Source organism: Mesorhizobium sp. GbtcB19 (assembly GCF_019091085.1).
Classification (GTDB): Bacteria; Pseudomonadota; Alphaproteobacteria; order Rhizobiales; family Rhizobiaceae; genus Mesorhizobium.
On sequence record NZ_JAGXJY010000012.1, the window covers coordinates 162,331 to 182,909 of the forward strand.

A 20,579-nucleotide genomic window follows, 5' to 3' on the forward strand; every position below is an offset into this window, starting at 1 on the left:
GTGGCGGTGGATTTCGACTTCTACCTTTCGACCATGTGGAGCGTGCTCAAGGCGCTGCCGCTGACGCTCGAGATCTGGTTCTTCGGCATCGCCTTCGGGCTCGTCATCGCCACCGGCCTGACCTGGCTCCGGGCTTCCGGTCACAAACTGGGCGAATATTTCACCCGCGCCTATGTCTTCATCTTCCGCGGCTCGCCGCTGCTGGTTCAGCTCTATCTGATCTATTTCGGGCTTTCCCAGTTCGATTTCGTTCGCCACAGCCCGATCCTGTGGCCGATCCTGCGCGATCCGATGTATTGCACGATCGTCGCCATGGCCTTGAACACGGCCGCCTATGAGAGCGAGATTTTCCGGGGCGCGCTGCGGGCGGTGCCGGTCGGCCAGATCGAAGCGGCCAAGGCGTTCGGCATGCCGGCGTTCACCCGCTTCCGCCTTGTCACGCTGCCGATCGCGCTGCGGCTGGCACTGCCGGCCTATTCGACCGAGATCATCCTCATGACCAAGGCGACCGCGCTCGCTTCCGTGGTCACCATCATGGAGATGATGGGAACGGCGCAGAAGATCCAGCATGACACGTTCCGGCCGATCGAGGTGCTGACCTGCGCCGGCGTGATCTACCTGCTGCTCAACCTGTCGATCGCCCGTCTGTTCGCCTGGGTCGAATACCGGCTTTCGCCGCATCTGCGTCCCCCGCCCGAGCAGAGCCAGCAAATCAAACCCGTACCGGAGGTGTTGTGATGTCGGCAAATGTCGCCGCTGCCGCGAAAGCCGCGCCGTCCGCTGATACGCCCGCCATCAGCGTCAAGGATATGCGCAAGTGCTTCGGCGATCATGAGGTGCTCAAGGGAATTTCGCTCGAAGCCCACAAGGGCGATGTCATTTCGATCCTCGGCTCCTCGGGTTCGGGCAAAAGCACGATGCTGCGCTGTATCAACCTGCTGGAGACCCCGGACTCCGGCGAGGTGCGGGTCGACGGCGAGCTGATCAAGATGAAGCAAATTCGGGACGGCCATCAAGCGCCGGCGGACATTCGGCAGGTGGAGCGCATCCGCGCCAACCTCGCCATGGTTTTCCAGAGCTTCAATCTGTGGTCGCACATGACCGTGCTGGAAAACCTCGTCGCCGCGCCGACGCATGTGCTGAAACGGCCGCGCGCGGAGTGCCTGGAGCAGGCCGAGGCATTGCTGAAGCGCGTCGGCATATGGGAACGCCGCAACTACTACCCGCCTCATATGTCGGGCGGCCAGCAGCAGCGCGCGGCCATAGCGCGGGCGCTGGCGATGAATCCCAAGGTGATGCTGTTCGACGAACCGACATCCGCGCTCGATCCGGAACTGGTCGGCGAGGTGCTGCGCGTCATGCGATCGCTCGCCGAAGAAGGCCGCACCATGCTGGTCGTCACGCATGAGATGGGTTTTGCCCGCGACGTGTCGAGCAAGGTTATGTTCCTGCACAAGGGCGAGGTGGATTCGGTCGGCGAGCCGAAGGAGATGTTCGCCAGGCCGCCGACGCCGCAGTTCAAGCAGTTCATCGCCAACTTCAACAAGTGAAGACAGACCTTGCTCGGCGCCAAGATGTGTTGAGATTCAGGTCAGGCCGAGCCGAAAGTGGTGGCTTCCGAGAAACCGGAGCGGAGCGTACTTAAGTACGTGAGCACCGGAAGCGCAGGGAGCCGCCACTTGCAGGCCGGCCTCACCTGAATATCAGCACATCTTAGATCATGTCCGACAGATCGGAGAACGCCATCGCCTTGCGCAGCACCTCGGCGAAGCGTTCGCCGGCGATGTCCTTGTCGCCGCTGTTGTCGATGGAAGTCACGTCCGGCCCCGACAGTTGCACGCTCGTGCTGCGCGCCAGCCGCGCCAGCACTTCGCCGCGAGACTCGCGGCCGCGCGCCGCCAGCCGTTCGGCCAGGATCTCCGGCGTGGCGGTGATCTCGACCACGGCCAGGTTGGCGTAGCGCTCGCGCAGCGCCGGGATCACCGCGCGCGACACGTTGGCGACCGCCACATGGCCGTTCGCCACGGCCCAGTCGACATCGGCCGGCAGGCCGTAGCGCAGGCCGTGCGCGTCCCAGCACAGCGAGAAGGCGCCGTCGGCCTCAGCTTCTGCAAAGGCGGCATCGGCCAGCGTATCGTGGTCCTCGCTCGCCGCGTCGCTCGGCCTTGTGATGACGCGGCGCACGAATTCCAGCCGCGTCTCGCCGGCAAAGCGCTGTTTGGCGTAGCCGATCACCGTATCCTTGCCGGCGCCGCTCGGGCCGACCACCGCGACGAAGACGCCGTTGCGGATCGGCAGGCTCTCCGCCAGCTCGCGCTCGATCAAAGCCGAGACCATCATGCGACCCGGCTGCCCTGACGCCACACGGTGCGCACCACCGGCACATGGTCGTCGACGCGCACGCGCACCAGATCGGCGCGGCGGCCGGGTTCGATGACGCCGCGGTCGGCAAGGCCGATCGCCTCGGCCGGGTTCTTCGTCACCATCGCGACCGCCTGCGGCAGCGAGATGCCCTCGACGACATCGCCGAGGAAGAAGGCCGACTGGATCAGGCTGAAGGGAATGTAGTCGGACGACAGGATGTCGAGCAGGCCTTCGGCGGCAAGCGTGCGCGCCGAGACGTTGCCGGAATGCGAAGCGCCGCGCATGACATTCGGCGCGCCCATCAGCACGCCGAGGCCGGCTGCCTTGGAGGCCTTGGCCGCTTCTTCCGTCGTCGGAAACTCGGCGACGCGCACGCCCTGTTCGATGGCTTCGTCGACATGGCGGGTGGTGGCGTCGTCGTGGCTGGCCAGCACGATGCCGCGCTCATGGCAGGCGGCCGAGATGAAGACGCGGTTCGGACCGGAATTGCGGGCCGATTCGCCCATCCGCTTGTCGCAGAATTTCTTGAAATCCTGATCGCTCAGCTTCAGCTTGCGCTGGTAGTAATAGGCATAGGTCTCAAGGTTGACGAACTGACGCTGTCCCGGCGCATGGTCCATCAGCGAGGCGAGCTTCACCCGGTCGTCGGTCTCGAAATTGGCGAAGGCCTTGAGGCAATCCGGCGCCGAGACCTCGCAGCGTAGATGGATGAAGTGATCGGCGCGCAGCCGATCCTCGCGCACGCTGTCCTCGATCGCGTCCGCAAGCTTGCGGATATCGTCGGAGGTGAGGTCGGCGTCCTCGTCCATGCCGACGCGCAGGGCGTCGAGCACCGTGGTGATGCCGGCGGTCGCGACCTGGGCGTCATGGGCAAGCACGGCGGCGATCGGGTTCCAGCGCACCTTCGGGCGCGGCGCGTAATGGCCTTCGAGGTGGTCGGTGTGCAGCTCGACGAGACCCGGAATGATGTAATCGCCGCCCATGTCCTCGCCGGTGCGGGCAGCACCCGGCTCGACGGCGGCGATCAGGCCGTCGCGCAACAGGAGCGAGCCCTCGACGATTTCGTCGGGCAGCACGATGCGGGCATTGGTGAGAACGGTTTCGGCGGTCATCTCAGGCGTCCTATCTCGAGCGGTCGGTCGGCGATCAAATAGAGCAATTCCAGGAAAAGTGTTTTGTGGTTTTCCGTTCGGAATTGCGTAAAAACAAAGAGATAGGGCGGTTCAGCGTTCCCGCTGATCCGCCCTATGCGGTCTTGCGGGCCGGGCCACGGCCAAGCGCATGGTGGGAAAGCACCATGAACGGGGCGCCGTGCTCGCTTTCGACAAACAATGTCAACCCATCCACCAGCACCGGCTGCCGCAGCACGTCGGTGAACAGGCCGTCGATCGCCGCGCGAAGACGTGGGCTTTCCTGTGGCCCGACGCGCCCGGACAGCGTCATGTGGAAGCGGAATGTGTCGAAGACGTAAGGATAGCCCCATTGGCAGAGGTTACGGAATTCGTCCGGCTTCAGCGCATCCGGGCTGCGACGCTCGATCTCGGCTTCCGTCAGGGGTGCGCGGAAGCGATCAAAGGCGCGCACCACCTCGCCGGCGAAATCGTTGAGCGGCGCAAACTGGGTCTCCGGCACCAGCGCGAAGAAGCCGTCGATCTGGCCGAGAACCAGACGCGGAATGACGACCGGCGGCGTCGCTTCGGCAAAGGCGTCGAGCGCGGCGCGCAGCGAAGTTTCCGTTTCGTTGGGCGCCAGCCGGAACGGCGCTTTCAGCGTCGCATGGAACCCATAGCGCCTGGCGGAAGCGGTGTGGAAAGCGACTTCCGCCGCCGACAGATCACCCACGGCCTCGACCGGTCGCGTCGCCGCGCCAAACGGGTCGCGACCCAGCCAGTTGGCGGCAATGCGCGCCAGAGCCTCGTCCTGTCTCGGGGTGTAGTAGATGGCGTAGCGCATGAACGTTCCTCATCAAAGCGCGCTGCGCCCGAAGGAGTATGCGACGCGCTTCAAGTCATTGTTTTTGGCAGGTCCCAAAAACGCGTCAGCGCTTGCGGCGACATGCATCAGACCCGCTGCCATAGGTGATTTCCATGACGGATTGACGAAGCTTTCATGGGTTTTCGAAGGCAAGTCCAGCCGCAAGGTCGTTAGCCGACGATTTTTCCCAACTGGACCAACGGCTTTGCCGAGCTGCCTGTTCAGGCCTTCATCAGCCACTCATGCTCGGCGGCGTTGTGGAATTTCCACGTTCGCTTCGGGCCGGCCATGACGTTGAGATAATAGAGGTCGTAGCCGTGGCAGGCCGCGCAGGGATGATAGCCTTTCGGCACCAGCACGACATCGCCGTCCTCGATCGCCATCGCCTCGTCGAGTTCGCGCACGCCGTTGCGGTCGGCATCGGTATAGACGCGCTGGAAGGCAAAGCCCTGCGGCGGGTTGAGGCGGTGGTAATAGGTCTCCTCGAGATAGGATTCCACGGGGAGATTGTCCCGGTCGTGCTTGTGCGGCGGATAGCTGGAAGTGTGGCCGCCGGGGGTGATGACTTCGACCACCAGCAGCGAATCCGCCGGCTTGCCCTCGGGCAGGATGTTGGTGACGTAGCGGGTGTTGGTGCCCTTGCCGCGCACTTCCTGGCCGAGATCGTCCGGTCCGATGACGCGCACCGGCAGGCCGCCACTCAAGCCCGGCGCCGAGCAGACAGCCAGCTCCAGTTCGGTATCGGCGGTCACCGACCATTCGGTGCCTTGCGGCACATAGACCGACCAGGGCTTGCCTTCGAAGGGCGACATGCGTTCGCCGAGCAGGCCGAGATCCTCGCCGCCGGCCGAGGCTTTGCCCTTGCCGGTGACGAAGACCAGGCAGACCTCGCGGTCGCCGGTCTTGCCGGACGCCGTCTCGCCCGCTTTCAGCCGATGCAGGTCGAAGCCGACATAGGTCCAGCCGGCGCTTTGCGGCGTGACATGAGCGACGTGGCCGTGGCCCTTATCGGCCTTGACGATCAGTTTCGACATTTTTGTCTCTCCTAATTCCTCGACGCTTTGACTTTCAGACCCGGTTGCAGGATTTTTCACCGTTCGTTGGACCATGGCGAAAACCTTGGAGATTGGCCGGTTCCTCTCAACTTCGTCATCCTAGGGCGAAGCAGGAGCGAAGCTCCGTCGCGAAGACCCTAGGATCCATGCCGTTCCCTCTGTCGAAGGGCGCAGCGGAGCAGAATTCTGCACAGTTGCAACACGTCAAAGTCATGGCATGGATCCTAGGGTCTGCGCCGCGTCGCTGCGCTCCTTGCTCCGCCCTAGGATGACGATGCGAGGAGCGTTGCGGCCAATCGCCAACGCTTGCGATCCTCCATGCAGGTAACATCGGGACCTCCACCCCATCGACCGCTTCACTCCTTCGGCTCGACCGGAGACTTGTTCTCCTCGGCCGGCTTGTAGAGATAGAAAAACTGCCACACCGCATAACCGGCGAAGCCGAGCGCGATAACGCCCCAGAAGGGCGTGCCGGAAGCGAATTCGATCACCGACCAGACCAGGCAGACGGCGACGACGGCGATGCGTCGCCACAGCGGCCGGAAGAAGGGGTGCTCATAGTCTTTCATCGCGCCAATCCAGGATTTGTCCAAAGCGCATGGAATAAACCGGGCGCCCCGACTAATCCACCGTTCAGGCCGGAAAACCCTGCGTCTCGACCGTATAGCCGGCGGCCGTCATCACCCGCATCAGCTCCTTGTGGCCGACCTGAGCCATCTTCAGCGGTGGGTTCTTCTTCGGATCCTGCTCGGCCTCGACCACGAACCAGCCTTCATAGCCGTGATCGGCGAAGCGCTGCACGATGGCGCCGAAATCGAGCGAGCCGTCGCCCGGCACGGTGAAGGCGCCGAGCGCCACGGCATCGAGGAAGGATTGTTTCGTGCGGTCGAGCCCGTCGATGACGCCCATGCGCACATCCTTCACATGGACGTGGTTGATGCGCTTGTGGTGGTGGTCGATGGCGCGCAGCACATCGCCGCCGGCAAAGGCGAGATGGCCGGCATCGAGCAACAGCGGAATGCCTTCGCCGGAATGCCGCATGAAGGAATCGAGTTCCGGCTCGGTCTCGACCACCGCCGCCATGTGATGGTGGTAGGACAGCGGCATGCCTTGCTCGGCGCACCATTCGCCGAATTCGGTGACGCGGCGGCCATAGGCCTTCATCTCGTCGCCGGTGAGTTTCGGCTTGGTGGCCAAAGGCTTCGAGCGGTCGCCCTGGATGGATCGGCCGACCTCGCCATAGACGATGCAAGGCGCGTTGACCGCCTTGAACAGGTCGATCATCGGCTGGATGCGGTCCTTGTTGCTGGCCAAGTCCTCATTGACCAGCGTGCCGGAGAACCAGCCGCCGCAAAGCGTGACGTCGGCGGCCTTCAGGATCGGCAGCATGGCCTTCGGATCTTCGGGGAAGCGGCGGCCCTTCTCCATGCCGGTGAAGCCGGCCGAGCGCGACTGGCGCAGGCACTCCTCCAGCGACACGTCATCGCTCAATTCCACGAGATCGTCGTTCCACCATGCGATGGGGGACATGCCCAGTTTGGCTTTCAAGTCTTCACTCCAATGTCGGTTCGTTGCGGGGCCGGTTCAGCCCTGGCGGCTGCCCACGGCTTCCTCGTATTTCTTGCGCGCGGCATTGACCTGGGACCGCGACGAGACTTCCGGCACTGCGACATCCCACCAATGACCACCGGCCTCGGTCGACACGAGCGGATCGGTGTCGATCACCAGCACCGTGGTCTTGTCGTTCTTCTTCGCCTTGGCCAGCGCCGTCTCCAGCTCGGCGATCGAGGCCACCTTCTCGGCCACGGCGCCGAGGCTCGCCGCATGCGCGGCGAAGTCCACGTCGGGCAGCACCTCGTGGCGGGCGTCCTTCAGGAGATTGTTGAAGTTGGCGCCGCCGGTCGCCATCTGCAGCCGGTTGATGCAGCCATAGCCGCGATTGTCGAGCAGCACGATGGTGAGCTTCAGTCCGAGCATCACCGAAGTGGCGATCTCGGAATTGAGCATCAGATAGGAGCCGTCGCCGACCATGACGACGACCTCCTGGTCGGGCTTCGCCATCTTGACGCCGAGACCTCCGGCGATCTCGTAGCCCATGGTCGAGAAGCCGTATTCGGCATGATAGGAGCCCGGCGCGCCGGCCTGCCACAGCTTGTGCAACTCGCCGGGCAATCCGCCGGCGGCATGCAGCAGCGTGACGCCGGAGCCCATGGCGCGCTGCACGGCACCGATCACCTGCGCATCCGACGGATAGGCGACGTTGGTCGAGGCCGTAACCTTGTCGGCGGCGGCCTGCCAGTCTGTCTTGCCCTTCAGCGCATTGTCGGTCCAGGCCGAAGGCACCTTCCAGCCCTTCAGCGCAGCGGAAAGCTCGGCGAGCCCTTCGGTAGCGTCGGCGACCAGCGGCAGCGCCCAGTGCTTGCCGGCGTCGAAGACCTGCGTGTTAAGCCCGATGATGGTGCGGCCGGCATTCTTGAACAGCGCCCAGGAGCCGGTGGTGAAGTCCTGCAGCCTTGTGCCGACGGCAAGCACCACGTCGGCTTCTTCCGCCAGCCGGTTGGCGGCGGAGGTGCCGGTGACGCCGACCGCCGCCATGTTGAGCGGATGATCGTCGGGCAGGGAAGACTTGCCGCCTTGCGTTTCGCAGACCGGAATGCCGGCGCCCTGCACCAGCTTGGCAAGCTCGTCCGAGGCCTGCGAATACAGGACGCCGCCGCCAGCGATCACCAGCGGCTTCTTCGCCCCCTTAAGCGCCGCGACGGCTGCCGCCAGCTCGTTGCGGTCCGGGCGCAGCCGGCGCGGCGCCCAAAGGCGTTCGGCAAAGAAGCTTTCGGGATAATCATAAGCCTCGGCCTGCACGTCCTGGCAGAGCGACAGCGTGACCGGGCCGCACTCGGCCGGGTCGGTCAGCACCTGCATGGCGCGGTTCAGCGCCGGGATGATCTGTTCCGGCCGCGTGATGCGGTCGAAATAGCGCGAGACCGGGCGGAAGCAGTCGTTGACGCTCGCCGTGCCGTCGGAAAAGTCCTCGGCCTGCTGCAGCACCGGATCGGGCAGCCGGTTGGCGAAGACATCGCCCGGTAAGAACAGGACGGGCAACCGGTTTACGTGGGCAAGCGCCGCCGCCGTCACCATGTTCAGCGCGCCAGGACCGATCGAGGTGGTCGCAGCCATGAAGCGGCGGCGGAAATTGGCCTTGCCGTAGGCGATCGCCGCATGCGCCATCGCCTGCTCGTTATGGGCGCGGAAGGTCGGCAACTCGTCGCGCACCTGGTAGAGCGCCTCGCCGATGCCGGCAACATTGCCGTGGCCGAAGATCGCCCAGACGCCACCGAAGATCGGCACGGTCTTGCCGTCGATGACGGTCATCTGGCGCGACAGAAAGCGGGTCACAGCCTGCGCCATCGTCAGGCGAACGGTCTTGCTCATTGGTCGTTTCCTCCGGCTTTCGTTGGCGCCGTTTTCTTATGCGGCCTTGCGCCCGCGCGCGGCAAGCCACGCCTCGGTCAACTGTTCGAAGCGCGCCGCCATGTCGGCGATCGCCTCGTCATCCGACATCTTGCCAGCCAGCCATTGTTCGGCGGCGTTGATGAAGATGGTTCGGCCGACGGCAAAGCCCTTGACGATCGGCGCGTTGGCGGTGGCGGCGAAGGCCGCGACCAGCTCGTCCTGCGGCGCCTCCAGCCCGAGCAGCACGACGCCGCGGCACCAGGGGTCGTTCTTGACGATCACCTGCTCGATCTTCGCCCAGGCGCCCGCCGAAGCCTGCGGTTCGAGCTTCCACCAGTCCGGCTTGATGCCCAGCGCGTAGAGTTCCTCCAGCGCGCGCGGAATGGTGGTGTCGTCGAGCTTGCCATGCTTGCCGGCGATGATCTCGACCAGCAATTCACGGCCAACTTTTCGCGCTGCTTCGAACAGGGCTCTGATCTTCTGCTGCTGCTCGACTTTGAGCGCTTCCGGGTCGTCCGGGTGATAGAAGCACAGGCATTTGATGCAATGATCGACCGGCCATTCGGTGAGCTGCGAGCCGATATCCTGCGAAAATTCGAAGCGCAGCGGCCGCGATCCTGGCAATTCGACCGGGCGGCCGAGCCAGGCGAAGGGATGGCGGGCGAATTCGAACATCGCGTCGCGGCCGTATTTCTCGTCGATCAGCATGCCGTAGCCGTCGCGGCCGGCGGCAACCTTGGCCGCGGCCTTGACGGTCAGCACCTTGAAGTCGGGGATGCGCGCAACGTCGGCGCCGACTTTCGCCGCGACGTCTTCGAGCTGGACGCGGTGGTCGCAGGCCAGCGCCATCAGCGAAGGAATGTCGCGCCGGCGCGTCGTCGCCCAATGGATGTGGTTGATCGCCTCGTCCTTGCGCAGTGCCAGATGCTTGCTGCCGTGCTTCAGGAAGAACTGCAGCTCCTCGAAAGTCGGATATTCCGGCGCGCAGAGCAGGCGCGACACGGCAAAGGCGCCGCAGGCATTGGCCCAGGTGGCGGCCGTGGCGAAACTTTCGCCGCCCAGCCAGCCGCGCAGGAAGCCCGACATGAAAGCGTCGCCGGCGCCCAGCACATTGTAGATCTCGATCGCAAAACCCTTGCCGACGATACCGTCCTCGAGGTCGTCGCTGATCGGCCCGTCATAGACGATGCAGCCCTTGGCGCCGCGCTTCAGCACGATGGTGGCCGCGGACAGCGCGCGGATGGTCTTCAGCGCGCTCAGGCAATCGTCGGCGCCCGACGCGATCATGATCTCCTCCTCGGTGCCGACGATGAGATCGCAATCCGGCAGCACCGTCTTCAGCTGCGCCGAGACGCGGTCGGATTTGACATAGCGCTCGAAACCCTCGGCATGGCCGGCAAGGCCCCAGAGGTTCGGGCGATAATCGATGTCGAAGACAACCTTGCCACCCCGGGCCTTCATCAGGCGGATCGCCTTGCGCTGGGCGGCATCGGAGTTGGGCCGCGAGAAATGCGTGCCGGTAACGACGACCGAACGCGCCGAGGCGATGAAGGCCTCGTCGATGTCCTCTTCCGCCAACGCCATGTCGGCGCAGTCGGAGCGGTAGAAGATCATCGGCGAGACGCCTTCGCTCTCGACCGAGAGCAGCACCAGCGCGGTCAGCCGCTCCTTGTCGGTCTTCAAGCCGTCGACCGAGACGCCCTCGCGCCGCAACTGCTCGCGGATGAAGCGGCCCATCTGCTCGTCGCCGACGCGGGTAAGCAGCGCCGAGCGCAGGCCGAGCCTTGCGGTGCCGACGGAAATATTGGCCGGGCAGCCGCCGACGGATTTCGCAAAGGAGGTGATGTCCTCCAGCCGCGAGCCGGTCTGCTGGCCGTAGAGATCGACCGAAGCGCGACCGATGGTGATGACGTCGAGCGGCGGGTATTTCCCTTCCACGGCTTCGCCCATTCGAACCTCCCATCGGCCTTGTTGTGCAGAGCAGCGTCGTTTTGGACAGCACGCGCCAGCGGCAGCGTGGTATCGCCAATATGAAATATTAATTCCAATCTGCAGTCAATATGGAATGAGCGTTCCCGAGACGAAAAGCGCTTGTCTGGAAGGCTCAGCCCTTGCGCCGGCGCCCGGCTTCGCGGCGCTTCTCGCCGACGGCGACGGTCAGCGCCATGGCCAGCGCCATGGTTGCCGAGATCGAACGGAAGCCGCCGAAATCGGCCTCGGCGACCTCGAACCAGACCCTGGCGAATTGCGCCAGCGGCGAGAACGACGAGTCGGTGATCGCCACGATCGGCACGCCCTGTTCGGCGATCGCGCGCGTCTCCTCGATTGTCGCCGGCGCGTAAGGCGAGAAGCTGATGGCGATGACGGCGTCGCGCGGCGTGGCGAAGCCGATCATCTCGGCGTTCAAGCCCGCGGCCGATTCCACCAGCTGGTTGCGGATCTTGAGCTTGCCCAGCGCATAGGCGATGTAGGACGCCACCGGATAGGAGCGGCGCTTGGCCAGCACGTAGATGGTCTCGGCTTTCGCCAGGAGCGCGATCGCCTCTTCGAAATGCGCATCGTTCAACGCCCGCGAAATGTCGCTGAGCGAAGTGCTGGCGGCGGCGACGAAGCCGTCGAAGATTGCCCGGTGGCCGGCGCCTTCCTCGGCCTTGGCGCGCAGCGCCGCCAGCCGCTCGTCATAGGACGAGTTGCGCTCGCGCAGGCGCTCGCGGAACACCTGCTGCAGGCTGGTGAAGCCGTCGAAGCCGAGCTGCTGGGCAAAACGGATCAGCGTCGAGGGCTGCACGCCGGCCGAAGCGGCGATGCTTGCCGCCGTGCCGAAAGCGATGTCGTCGGGATTGTCGAGCGCATAGGCGGCGATCTGCGCGATGCGCTTGGGCAGGCTGGCGCGCCTGTCCAGGATCGTCGCGCGCAGCGTTTCGAAATCGCGAGGCACCCGTTCGTCCATCGTCGCTCCGTCCGCGCCCATAAGGTTTGTCCCTCTCCTGCCTCATCATAGCGAGTTCGCGCAAGAACACCATAAAAAATGATTTGGATGTTCCATTCGAAGTAAAAATGGACTAATTCATCCATACCGTTATTTCCCTCACCTCGGAGACAATCGACATGGTCGGAGTGGGCCTCATCGGCACGGGCTTCATGGGCAAGTGCCACGCCATCGCCTGGAATGCGGTGGGCACCGTCTTCCCCGATGTCGACAAGCCGAAGCTGGTGCATCTGGGCGAGGTGAATGACGAACTTGCCAGGCGCAAGGCCGGCGAATTCGGCTTTGCAAAAGCCTCCGGCGACTGGCGCGCCGTGGTCAACGATCCGGAGGTCGATGTCGTCTCGCTGACCACGCCCAACCAGTTCCACCCGGAGATGGCGATCGCCATCCTCGAAGCCGGCAAGCATCTTTGGTGCGAGAAGCCGATGGCGCCGAGCTTCGCCGAGGCCGAGGCGATGGCGAAGGCCGCGAAGGCATCCGGCAAGGTCGCGGTGCTCGGCTACAACTACATCCAGAACCCCGCTATCCGCCACATCGGGGCGCTGCTCGAGGAGAAGATCATCGGCGACGTCAACCTCGTGCGCATCGAGATGGACGAGGATTTCATGGCCGACCCGGAAGCGCTGTTCTTCTGGAAGCATGAAGCGGCCTCCGGCTACGGCGCGCTCGACGATTTCGCCGTGCATCCGCTGTCGCTGATCAAGGCGCTGTTCGGCCGCGTTTCGCGCGTCATGTGCGACATGGTCAAACCCTATGCCGACCGCAAGACCGCGTCCGGCGCCCGCCGCGCGGTCGAAACCTACGACATCGCCAGCGTCTTGATGCATCTCGAAAACGGTGTCGCCGGCACGCTGCTGGTCAACCGTTCGGCTTGGGGCCGAAAGGGCCGCATCGCCATCCAGATTTTTGGGTCGAAAGGCTCGATCCTCTACGACCAGGAGCGGATGAACGAGTTCCAGCTCTACCTCACCGCCGACCGGCCGACCGAGCAGGGCTACCGCACCATCCTGGTCGCGCCACACCACAAGCCTTACGATTCCTTCCTGCCGGCGCCCGGCCACGGCCTCGGCTTCAACGACCTTAAGATGATCGAATGCCGCGAACTCCTGATGCGCATCGCCGGCAAGCCGGCCCGGATCATCGATTTCGACGAGGGGCTGGAGATCGAGCGCACCGTGCATGCGATGGCGCGCTCGTTCCAGGAGCAGCGCTGGGTGGATGTGCGATAAGTCAGCCGAGCGCTGAGACCGCCGCAACAGCCGGCGCCGATGGCAGCACCGGTCTATGCCGACCGGCGCCTCGGATCGGCTAGCTTCAAGCCAGGTTAATGGCGACATTGCGCAGCAACGCCACGGATTTGCGCATGCCTTCGATCGGCGACAGCATCATGTCCTCGTGCTCGATCGAGAGCACGTCGTCGTAGCCGGCCTGCTTCAGCGCGGTGCAGAACTGCCGCCACCAGGTCTCGCCATGGCCATAGCCCAGCGTGATGTAGTTCCAGGCCCGGTCGGCATAGTGGTTTGGCGGACGCGCATCGAGCACGCCGTCTATGGCCGCCGGTATCGGTTCGACGCGCGTATCCTTGGCATGGACATAGTAGATCGCCGAGCCAAGCTTGCGGACGGCGGCGATGGGATCGGCGCCCATCCACATCGGGTGGCTCGGGTCGTAGTTCGCGCCGACCGTCTCGCCGACGGCGTCGCGCAGCCGGAACAGCGTCTGGACATTGTAGACGGCCTGATGGCCGTGCAGTTCCAGGCAGAGTTTGCCGATGCCGAGATTGTTCGAAAATTTCACCAGATCGCGCCAGTAGGGGATGATGCATTCGTCCCACTGGTAGCGCTGGATGTCGGCGCATTCGGGCGGCCAGTCGGTGACGATCCAGTTGGGGTTGGCGTCGCCGGGTCCGCCGGGCAAGCCGGACATCATCACCACGCGGTCGATGCCCATCAGGCTCGCCAGCCGGATCGTGTCCTCGGTCACCTGGCGGTGCTGCTTGCCCTGCTGCCCCGGATGCAGCGGATTGCCCGAGCAGTTGAGCGCCGCGATCGTCAGCCCGTGGTCGCGGACCTTGGCGACGAATTCGGCGCGGGTCGCGGCACTTTCCAGCATCGCCGCCAGATCGATATGCGGCGCGGACGACCAGTTGCCGCAGGCGAACTCCAGCGTCTCCAGCCCGAGTTCGGCCGAGGCTCGCAGCATCTCGTCGAAGGACAGGTTGCCCAGGCTGTCGGTGATCATGCCAATCTTCATGTCGGTGACTCCCGCTTGCCTTCAGACCGTCCACTCAGAGTTTTACCGGCTCGAACCTGCCGGACCGCGCCGACGCCAGGGCCGCTTCGCAAAGGATCATCGCCTTGCGGCCATCGCTGGCCGTGACGGCGGGTTTCTTTCCCGTCTCCACGCAGGAGATGAAATGATCGATCTCGGCGGCGTAGGATTCCGCATAGCGTTCGACGAAGAAGTAATAGGGCTTGTCGCGCGATATGCCCTTGCCGCCATACATCTCCACCGAGGTCGGCAGCCGGTTGCCGGCCTGCAGCATGCCGTCGGCGCCATGCACCTCGATGCGCTGGTCGTAGCCATAGGCGGCCCTGACGCTGTTGTTGATGTGGCATTGCCGGCCCGACGCCGTGCGCAGGATGAACATCGCGGTGTCGTAGTCGCCGAGCTTGCTGTATTGCGGCGCCACCAGCGAGGAACCGGTCGCGAACAGCTCCACCGGTTCTTCGCCGAGCATGTTCCGCGCCATGTCGAAGTCGTGGATGGTCATTTCGCGAAAGACGCCGCCGCCGCCGGCTAACGCTTCTTCTGTTTCCGGTTCGGGGTCGCGGCTGGTGATGATGACCTGCTCGACTGCGCCGATCTCGCCGGCGGCCAGGCGTTCCTTCAGCGCCCGGAAGCTCGGATCGAAGCGGCGGTTGAAGCCGATCTGGAACGGCACGCCGGCTTTCGCGACCGCGGCCAGGCATTCGTCCGTGCGCTTGAGGTCGAGATCGATCGGCTTCTCGCAGAAGATCGCCTTGCCCTTCGCCGCCGCGGCCGTGGCGAGTTCGGCATGGGTGCGCGTCGCCGAGGCGATGAACACCATCTTCACCGCCGGATCGTTCATGACCGTCTCGGTGTCGGCGATCTCGGCACCAGTCGCGGCGGCGACCTTCTCCGCCGCCTCGCGGTTGGGATCGACGACGTAGCGCAGCCGCACCTTTGGATGACGCGCCAGATTGCCCGCATGCACACGGCCGATCAGCCCCACCCCGAACAGACAGACATCCATCATACGTTCGACTTTCCTATCGGGCCGCGCCTTCGCGGAACGGCCGGTTCGTGTTGCTCGCGCGGCGTTCATTTCACCGCGCCCATGGTCAGCCCGCGCACCAGGTGGCGCTGCACCAGCAGCGCGAAGAAGACGATCGGCAGCGCGCCGATGACGCCGGCGGCCGACATCGAGGCCCAGTCGGTATCGATGCGTCCGATCAGCGTCGCGGTGCCGCGCGGCATGGTCATCGCGCGCGGCGTCGCCGTCAGCGCCAGCGCGAAGAGGAACTCGTTGAAGGTGACCAGCACGGCGAAGATGGCCGTGGCCGCCAATCCGGGTGCGGCCAGCGGCAGCGTGATGCGGCGGAAGGCGCCGAAGCGCGAATCGCCGTCGACCATCGCGGCCTCCTCGAGATCGACGGGAATCTCGCGGAAGAAACTCTCCATCATCCAGACGCAGAAGGTGACGTTGAAGGCAGTGTAGGTGGCGATCAGCCCGAGCCAGCTGTCGAGCAGGCCGAGGCTGAGCATCAGCAGATAGACCGGGATCAGGATGACGACCGGCGGGATGATGCGCAGCGTGAGCAGGAACAGGCCGACCTTGCGCTCCGCCGCAAAAGGCAGGCGGAACCTGGCGATCGCATAGGCGCCCATCGCCCCGACGATGAGCGCGATGGCGACGGAGAAGAAGGTCACCACCAGCGAGTTCGTCAGGTAGGAGCCGAACTGCTTTTCGGTGAACAGCCGCACGTAATTGTCGAGCGTCGGCAGGTGCGGGTAGAGCGTGCCTTCCTGCGTGATCTCGCGGTTCGACTTGAGCGAGGTGGAGACCAGCCAGTAGATCGGCAACAGCACGACGGCCAGCACGAAGATGGTTGTGAGGATGCGCGCCAGACGGGTGCTCATGACGCGTCGACCCTGCGCAGGAGCCTGATGGCGCTGAAGGCGAGCGCGAGCACGACGAGGCCGATGGTCACGAACAGCGCCGCCGCATAGCCGGTCTGCTGGAACTTGAAGGCGGTGTCGTAGCCGTAGATCGAGATCAGCCTCGTCGCCTCGCCCGGCCCGCCTCGGGTCAGCACGAAGACCTGGTCGAAAGTGCCGAAGGCGTCGATGGTCCGAAGCACGATCGCCACCGCCAGCACCGGCCGCATCATCGGAAAGGTCAGATCGGCAAAGACGCGCCAGGCGCCGGCGCCGTCGACGCGCGCCGCCTCGAACGGCTCGTGCGGCAGCGACTGCAGCCCGGCGAGCAGGATCAGGAACATCAGCGGCGTCCATTCCCAGACGTCGAGCACGACCAGGCCGATGAAGGCGTTGAGCGGATTGCCGAGGATCTGCACCGCTCCGCCGCCCATCGCCTCCGACAGCGCCGTCAGCATGCCGGCATCGCTGGCGTAGATCAGCCGGAAGACGATGGCGACGACGACCGGCGTGACCACCATGGGGATGATCAGCACCGTCCTGAGCAGCCGGATGCCGCGGAACTCGTGCAGGCAAAACAGCGCCAGCGCGAAGCCCAGCACCGCCTCGAACGACACCGACAGCGCGACGAACTTCACCGTCACCCAGAGCGAATTCAGGAACTGCGCGTCGCTCCACAGATGCATGTAGTTCTGCAGGCCGACATCGGCGATCGGCGAGCCGTAGCGGTAGGCTTTTGCGCTGGCGCGCAGCCCATCCCAAAGCGGATAGACGAGCACGCCGAGTACGATCATCAGGCCCGGCGCCAGCATGAGATAGGGGAGGGCGAGGTCGAGCCCCGCCCCCTGCAGGCGGTATTTGCGCGCCTGCGTGCCGCTTTGCATCAGTAGTAACCGGCCGTGGTCAGGTAGTCCTTGACTTGCTTGGCTGCGGTGTCGAGCGCGGCACCGCCGCCGGAACCGGCCTGCAGCGCCTTGTTGAGCTCGATGCCGAGCAGTTCCTCGACCTTGGCCCAGTCCGGCGTGCGTGGTCGCGGCAGCGCGCCGGCGTCGAGCTGCTGCAGCGCGACCGGGATCAGCCGGTTGCCGGGCTTGGCGATGCCGAAGGCGCTGCGCTTGACGGGAATCGAGCCCGCTTCCGAGAGCTTGGCCTGGGTTTCGGCGCTGACATACCACTTCAGGAACTCGATCGAGTTCGCCTTGTTGGGCGCCGATTTCGGCACGCCGGCGATGAAGATGCCCATCTGCGCGATCGCTTTTTCCTGTTTCGGCACGACGCCGAAATCGAGCTTGCCGGCCACCTTGGTCTGCGCCGGATCGTCGGCCTTCAGCGCGTTGCCCGAATACTGGATGATGGCGCCGGCATCGCCGCCGAGGATCGCCGCGCCCTCCTGGTCGGAATCGAACTCGACCACGCCGCTCGCCGTGTTCTGCTTCATCGTGCCGACGAAGAATTCGGCCGAGGCCTTGCCCTCGGCCGAATTGAAGATCGGGTTCCACTTGTCGTCGAAGAAGGAGCCGCCAAACGACAGGAAGATCGGATACCAGCTGGTGACGATCGGGTTGCCGGTGACGCCGCGGAAGACGACCGGATATTTGATCTTGCCGGCGGCGACGCCTTCCTTGCCCTTGGCGATCACCTCGTCCCAGGTCTTGGGCGCGCCGCCGGTGAAGACGTCGTTGCGGTAGGTCAGCGTCTGCAGGTCACCGACGAAGGGCACACAGATCAGCGTCGGCTTGGCGTTCTCGAAACCCTTGACGCGCGGTCCCTGCTGCGGCGGCCAGTAGCCCATGTCGATCATCGAGCCGATCCAGTCCTTGTCAGCGCCGTCGATGCCGCCGGCGCCGAGGTCCTCCAGCACATTGGCGGCGCCGAATTGCGGCACCCACGGATCGTCGAGCAGATAGAGGTCGTACTGGCCGGCGCCGCTCTGGGCATCGGCGAACCACTTCTCGAGCGTCACGCCATATTCGTCCTCGAGGAACTCGATGTCGAAGCCCTTTTCCTTCGCCAGCGGGATGATCTTTTCCTTGAACGGCGTCAGCCCGCCATCGGCGAAGGCGCCGATGATCACCTTCTTTCCGGCGGCCCTTGCGGGCAGCGGCAGGCCGAGCGTGGTCAGCGCGGTGGTCGCCAATGCCAGGCTAAGCCCGCCCTTGATGACGGAGCGGCGAGTAAGTCTGCTGGAATGCATCATGTCACTCTCCCATTGTTGTTGACCCTGTGGACGGCGGTGAGGCCGGCCGAATTGAAGAAACAGGCGTTCGCCGGGTCGAAGGCGACGCCGATGCTTTCACCCACCACACCCCGGAAATCGCGGCCGGCCCGAACCGAGACATTGCCGCCTTCGAGGCGGACATTGACCAGCGTCTCGTTGCCCATCGGCTCGACGACATAGATTTCGCCGGGCAGTGCACCGGCTTCGCCCGGCTGGGCGACGCTGCAGTCTTCGGGCCTCAGCCCGATCTCGACGATCTCGGCCAGGCGGCATGCTGTTAGCCGCGTCCGCTCCAGCGCCACGATCTTGCCGCCCGCCATCACGCCTTGCTCGGAAAGCGCGACCGGCAGGATGTTCATCGGCGGATTGCCGACGAAGGTGGCGACGAAACGGTTGGCCGGACGGTCGTAGATGTCGATGGGCGGCGCCATCTGCTGCAGCTCGCCGCCATGCATGACGGCGACGAGGTCGGCCATGGTCAGCGCCTCGACCTGGTCGTGGGTGACATAGATGGTGGTGGCGCTGAGCCGCTGGCAAAGCCGCTTGATCTCGCCGCGCATGGTGAGCCGCAGCCGCGCGTCGAGATTGGACAGCGGCTCGTCCATCAGGAAGGCCGCCGGGTCGCGCACGATGGCGCGCGCCAGCGCCACGCGCTGGCGCTGGCCGCCGGAAAGCTGGCGCGGCTGGCGGTCCAGCAGATGGCCGATTTCGAGGATGGCGGCGACCTCGCCGATCTTGGTCTTGCGCTCGGCGTCCGGCGTGCCGCGGATCCACAGCGGATAGCCGATGTTTTCGGCCACCGTCATCTGCGGGTAGAGCGCGTAGCTCTGGAACACCATGGCGATGTCGCGGTCGCGCGGCTGCAGCCGGGTCACGTCGCGCTCGCCGATGAAGACCTTGCCGGATGTCGGCATGTCCAGCCCCGCCAGGATGCGCAGCGCCGTCGTCTTGCCGCAGCCCGACGGACCGAGGAGGGCGAGGAATTTATGGTCCGGCACGGCAAGGTCGAGCGATCTCAGCACGTTGAGCGCGCCGAAATTCTTGACCACGTTTTTATACAGGACCGAACTCATCGCCCTCCCCGGCGCCCCCGCTTGTGTCTCACCCCTTCCGCTCGTGCACATAGAAGCCCGCGCCCTGCGCCAGCTGCTTCAGATTGCGATACCCCATCGTCGCATAGGTCAAGGGGTGCGCCTTCGCCGGGTCCTGCTCGGCCTCCACCACCAGCCAGCCCGAATAGCCCTGGCCGCCTAGGATTTTGAGCAGCGTCGGATAGTCGATCGCACCGTCGCCGGGCACTGTGAAAATGCCTTCCATCACCGCGCCCATGAAGCTCATGTCGGTGTCGCGTGCCTTCTTCAGCATCGCCGGGCGCACATCCTTGCAATGCACATGCACGACGCGGCCGACATGCCGGCGCAGCAACTGCTCCGGATCGCCGCCGGAAAAGGCGCAGTGGCCGGTGTCATAGAGCAGGCCGACCGCCTCGCCGGTGGTCTGCATCAGCCTGTCGATCTCGGCGTCGGTCTCGACGATCGTGCCCATGTGATGGTGGAAGGCCATGCCGACACCGAAATCGACAAAACGCTCGGCGAGCCTGCTGATCTTGGCGCCATAGGCCTTCCATTCCCCGTCCATCAGCTTCGGCCGCTGCGAGATCGGGTCGTGGATGGCGCCATGGCGACCGCGCGAGGTATCGGCATAGACGACATGCCTGGCGCCGAGATCGCGCAGCAAAGTCAGATGCGGCCGGATCGCCTCGAACTCCTCGTCGACCTCCTTCTCGCAGATGCGCCCGTCATACCAGCCGGAGACCAGCGCCAGTCCGTAATGGTCGAGGATCGGCCGCAGCGTGCGGCTGTCGCGCGGAAACTTGCCGCCGAGCTCGGTGCCGGCATAACCCGCTTCCGCGGTCTCGCTCAGGCACGTCTCGAGCGGCGTGTCACCGCCCAGTTCCGGCACGTCGTCATTGGTCCAGGTGATCGGATTGATGCCAAGTCGAACTGTCGTCATTGCGCGCTTTCCGCCCCGCAGCCGGGGTGGCTGCGGGGTTCATGATCTCGGGAGGAGATGGCTGCGGTCGGCGGGATGCAAAGCCCGCCTGTTTTCGCCCGGCCGGACGCCCTCCCAGTGCCTGGCCGAACCCGTTTTCGTCGACGTCCTACCCCAACGTCACAGGGGAAAGTCTACGCCGCTCTGTCTCCCTCGCGAGGGCCAGTTTTCGGGAAAATGAAGGAACCAGTTTGTGTCGGGAAGTGGGTGTGGCAGGATGGGGAATGGGCAATCTGGAAATCATCGAGCGGCAGCGCGAGGCCCCCTTCTCTGGCCTGCCGGCCATCTCCCCCTC

At 64.9% G+C, this 20,579-nt stretch carries 20 protein-coding genes; 3 read left to right on the forward strand and 17 right to left on the reverse strand.

The window, feature by feature from the left end:
* Both KVT37_RS20775 and KVT37_RS20780 read left to right on the forward strand, forming a co-directional pair.
* Window positions 1-738, forward strand: coding sequence for an ABC transporter permease (locus KVT37_RS20775; protein ID WP_308642693.1), 738 nt, complete (start codon window positions 1-3; stop codon window positions 736-738).
* Complete coding sequence (locus KVT37_RS20780) at window positions 738-1,550, forward strand: ABC transporter ATP-binding protein (protein ID WP_217576467.1); 813 nt, start codon at window positions 738-740, stop codon at window positions 1,548-1,550. Before KVT37_RS20775 ends, KVT37_RS20780 begins: the two co-directional genes overlap by 1 nt.
* Before the next feature lie 163 nt (window positions 1,551-1,713).
* Here the strand turns inward: KVT37_RS20780 and phnN are convergent, their stop codons facing one another.
* The 10 genes from phnN to KVT37_RS20830 form a co-directional block, all read right to left on the reverse strand.
* Entirely contained in the window at window positions 1,714-2,340 is a 627-nt protein-coding gene (gene phnN, locus KVT37_RS20785) for a phosphonate metabolism protein/1,5-bisphosphokinase (PRPP-forming) PhnN (protein ID WP_217576469.1), read from the reverse strand.
* Window positions 2,337-3,476, reverse strand: a complete 1,140-nt coding sequence (locus KVT37_RS20790) for an alpha-D-ribose 1-methylphosphonate 5-triphosphate diphosphatase (RefSeq protein WP_217576471.1) — start codon at window positions 3,474-3,476, stop codon at window positions 2,337-2,339. Before KVT37_RS20790 ends, phnN begins: the two co-directional genes overlap by 4 nt.
* 133 nt (window positions 3,477-3,609) lie before the next feature.
* On the reverse strand, window positions 3,610-4,317 hold the full coding sequence (locus KVT37_RS20795) for a DUF1045 domain-containing protein (protein ID WP_217576473.1): 708 nt from the start codon (window positions 4,315-4,317) through the stop codon (window positions 3,610-3,612).
* A 12-nt stretch (window positions 4,318-4,329) separates the two neighbouring features.
* Window positions 4,330-4,578 (reverse strand): hypothetical protein, encoded by a 249-nt coding sequence (locus KVT37_RS20800; protein ID WP_217576475.1) that lies wholly within the window; start codon window positions 4,576-4,578, stop codon window positions 4,330-4,332.
* Complete coding sequence (gene iolB / locus KVT37_RS20805; protein WP_217576477.1) at window positions 4,560-5,372, reverse strand: 5-deoxy-glucuronate isomerase; 813 nt, start codon at window positions 5,370-5,372, stop codon at window positions 4,560-4,562. Before iolB ends, KVT37_RS20800 begins: the two co-directional genes overlap by 19 nt.
* Before the next feature lie 377 nt (window positions 5,373-5,749).
* A complete protein-coding gene (locus tag KVT37_RS20810; protein ID WP_217576479.1) occupies window positions 5,750-5,962 on the reverse strand; it encodes a DUF3329 domain-containing protein in 213 nt (70 codons plus the stop codon).
* Between the two features lie 64 nt (window positions 5,963-6,026).
* A complete protein-coding gene (gene iolE, locus KVT37_RS20815) occupies window positions 6,027-6,941 on the reverse strand; it encodes a myo-inosose-2 dehydratase (protein ID WP_217576481.1) in 915 nt (304 codons plus the stop codon).
* A 36-nt stretch (window positions 6,942-6,977) separates the two neighbouring features.
* Complete coding sequence (gene iolD, locus KVT37_RS20820) at window positions 6,978-8,822, reverse strand: 3D-(3,5/4)-trihydroxycyclohexane-1,2-dione acylhydrolase (decyclizing) (protein ID WP_217576483.1); 1,845 nt, start codon at window positions 8,820-8,822, stop codon at window positions 6,978-6,980.
* Between the two features lie 36 nt (window positions 8,823-8,858).
* Window positions 8,859-10,793, reverse strand: coding sequence for a 5-dehydro-2-deoxygluconokinase (gene iolC, locus KVT37_RS20825; RefSeq protein ID WP_217576484.1), 1,935 nt, complete (start codon window positions 10,791-10,793; stop codon window positions 8,859-8,861).
* Between the two features lie 154 nt (window positions 10,794-10,947).
* Entirely contained in the window at window positions 10,948-11,793 is an 846-nt protein-coding gene (locus KVT37_RS20830; protein WP_217576541.1) for a MurR/RpiR family transcriptional regulator, read from the reverse strand.
* Between the two features lie 158 nt (window positions 11,794-11,951).
* Here KVT37_RS20830 and KVT37_RS20835 point away from each other — a divergent pair, with 158 nt between their 5' ends.
* On the forward strand, window positions 11,952-13,061 hold the full coding sequence (locus tag KVT37_RS20835) for a Gfo/Idh/MocA family protein (RefSeq protein WP_217576486.1): 1,110 nt from the start codon (window positions 11,952-11,954) through the stop codon (window positions 13,059-13,061).
* Window positions 13,062-13,146: 85 nt separating this feature from the next.
* Here the strand turns inward: KVT37_RS20835 and KVT37_RS20840 are convergent, their stop codons facing one another.
* The 7 genes from KVT37_RS20840 to iolE (KVT37_RS20870) form a co-directional block, all read right to left on the reverse strand.
* The gene (locus tag KVT37_RS20840) at window positions 13,147-14,085 is read right to left on the reverse strand and encodes a sugar phosphate isomerase/epimerase (RefSeq protein ID WP_217576488.1); all 939 of its coding nucleotides are present in this window, start codon (window positions 14,083-14,085) and stop codon (window positions 13,147-13,149) included.
* A gap of 34 nt (window positions 14,086-14,119) precedes the next feature.
* Window positions 14,120-15,112, reverse strand: a complete 993-nt coding sequence (iolG, locus tag KVT37_RS20845; protein WP_217576490.1) for an inositol 2-dehydrogenase — start codon at window positions 15,110-15,112, stop codon at window positions 14,120-14,122.
* A gap of 65 nt (window positions 15,113-15,177) precedes the next feature.
* Window positions 15,178-15,996, reverse strand: a complete 819-nt coding sequence (locus KVT37_RS20850; RefSeq protein ID WP_217576492.1) for a carbohydrate ABC transporter permease — start codon at window positions 15,994-15,996, stop codon at window positions 15,178-15,180.
* Window positions 15,993-16,898, reverse strand: a complete 906-nt coding sequence (locus tag KVT37_RS20855) for a carbohydrate ABC transporter permease (protein WP_217576494.1) — start codon at window positions 16,896-16,898, stop codon at window positions 15,993-15,995. Before KVT37_RS20855 ends, KVT37_RS20850 begins: the two co-directional genes overlap by 4 nt.
* Window positions 16,898-18,211: an extracellular solute-binding protein gene (locus KVT37_RS20860; RefSeq protein ID WP_217576496.1), complete on the reverse strand. Its 1,314-nt coding sequence runs from the start codon at window positions 18,209-18,211 to the stop codon at window positions 16,898-16,900. Before KVT37_RS20860 ends, KVT37_RS20855 begins: the two co-directional genes overlap by 1 nt.
* Complete coding sequence (locus KVT37_RS20865; protein WP_217576498.1) at window positions 18,208-19,305, reverse strand: ABC transporter ATP-binding protein; 1,098 nt, start codon at window positions 19,303-19,305, stop codon at window positions 18,208-18,210. Before KVT37_RS20865 ends, KVT37_RS20860 begins: the two co-directional genes overlap by 4 nt.
* Before the next feature lie 28 nt (window positions 19,306-19,333).
* Window positions 19,334-20,245, reverse strand: a complete 912-nt coding sequence (gene iolE / locus KVT37_RS20870) for a myo-inosose-2 dehydratase (RefSeq protein ID WP_217576500.1) — start codon at window positions 20,243-20,245, stop codon at window positions 19,334-19,336.
* Window positions 20,246-20,579 lie beyond the last annotated feature (334 nt).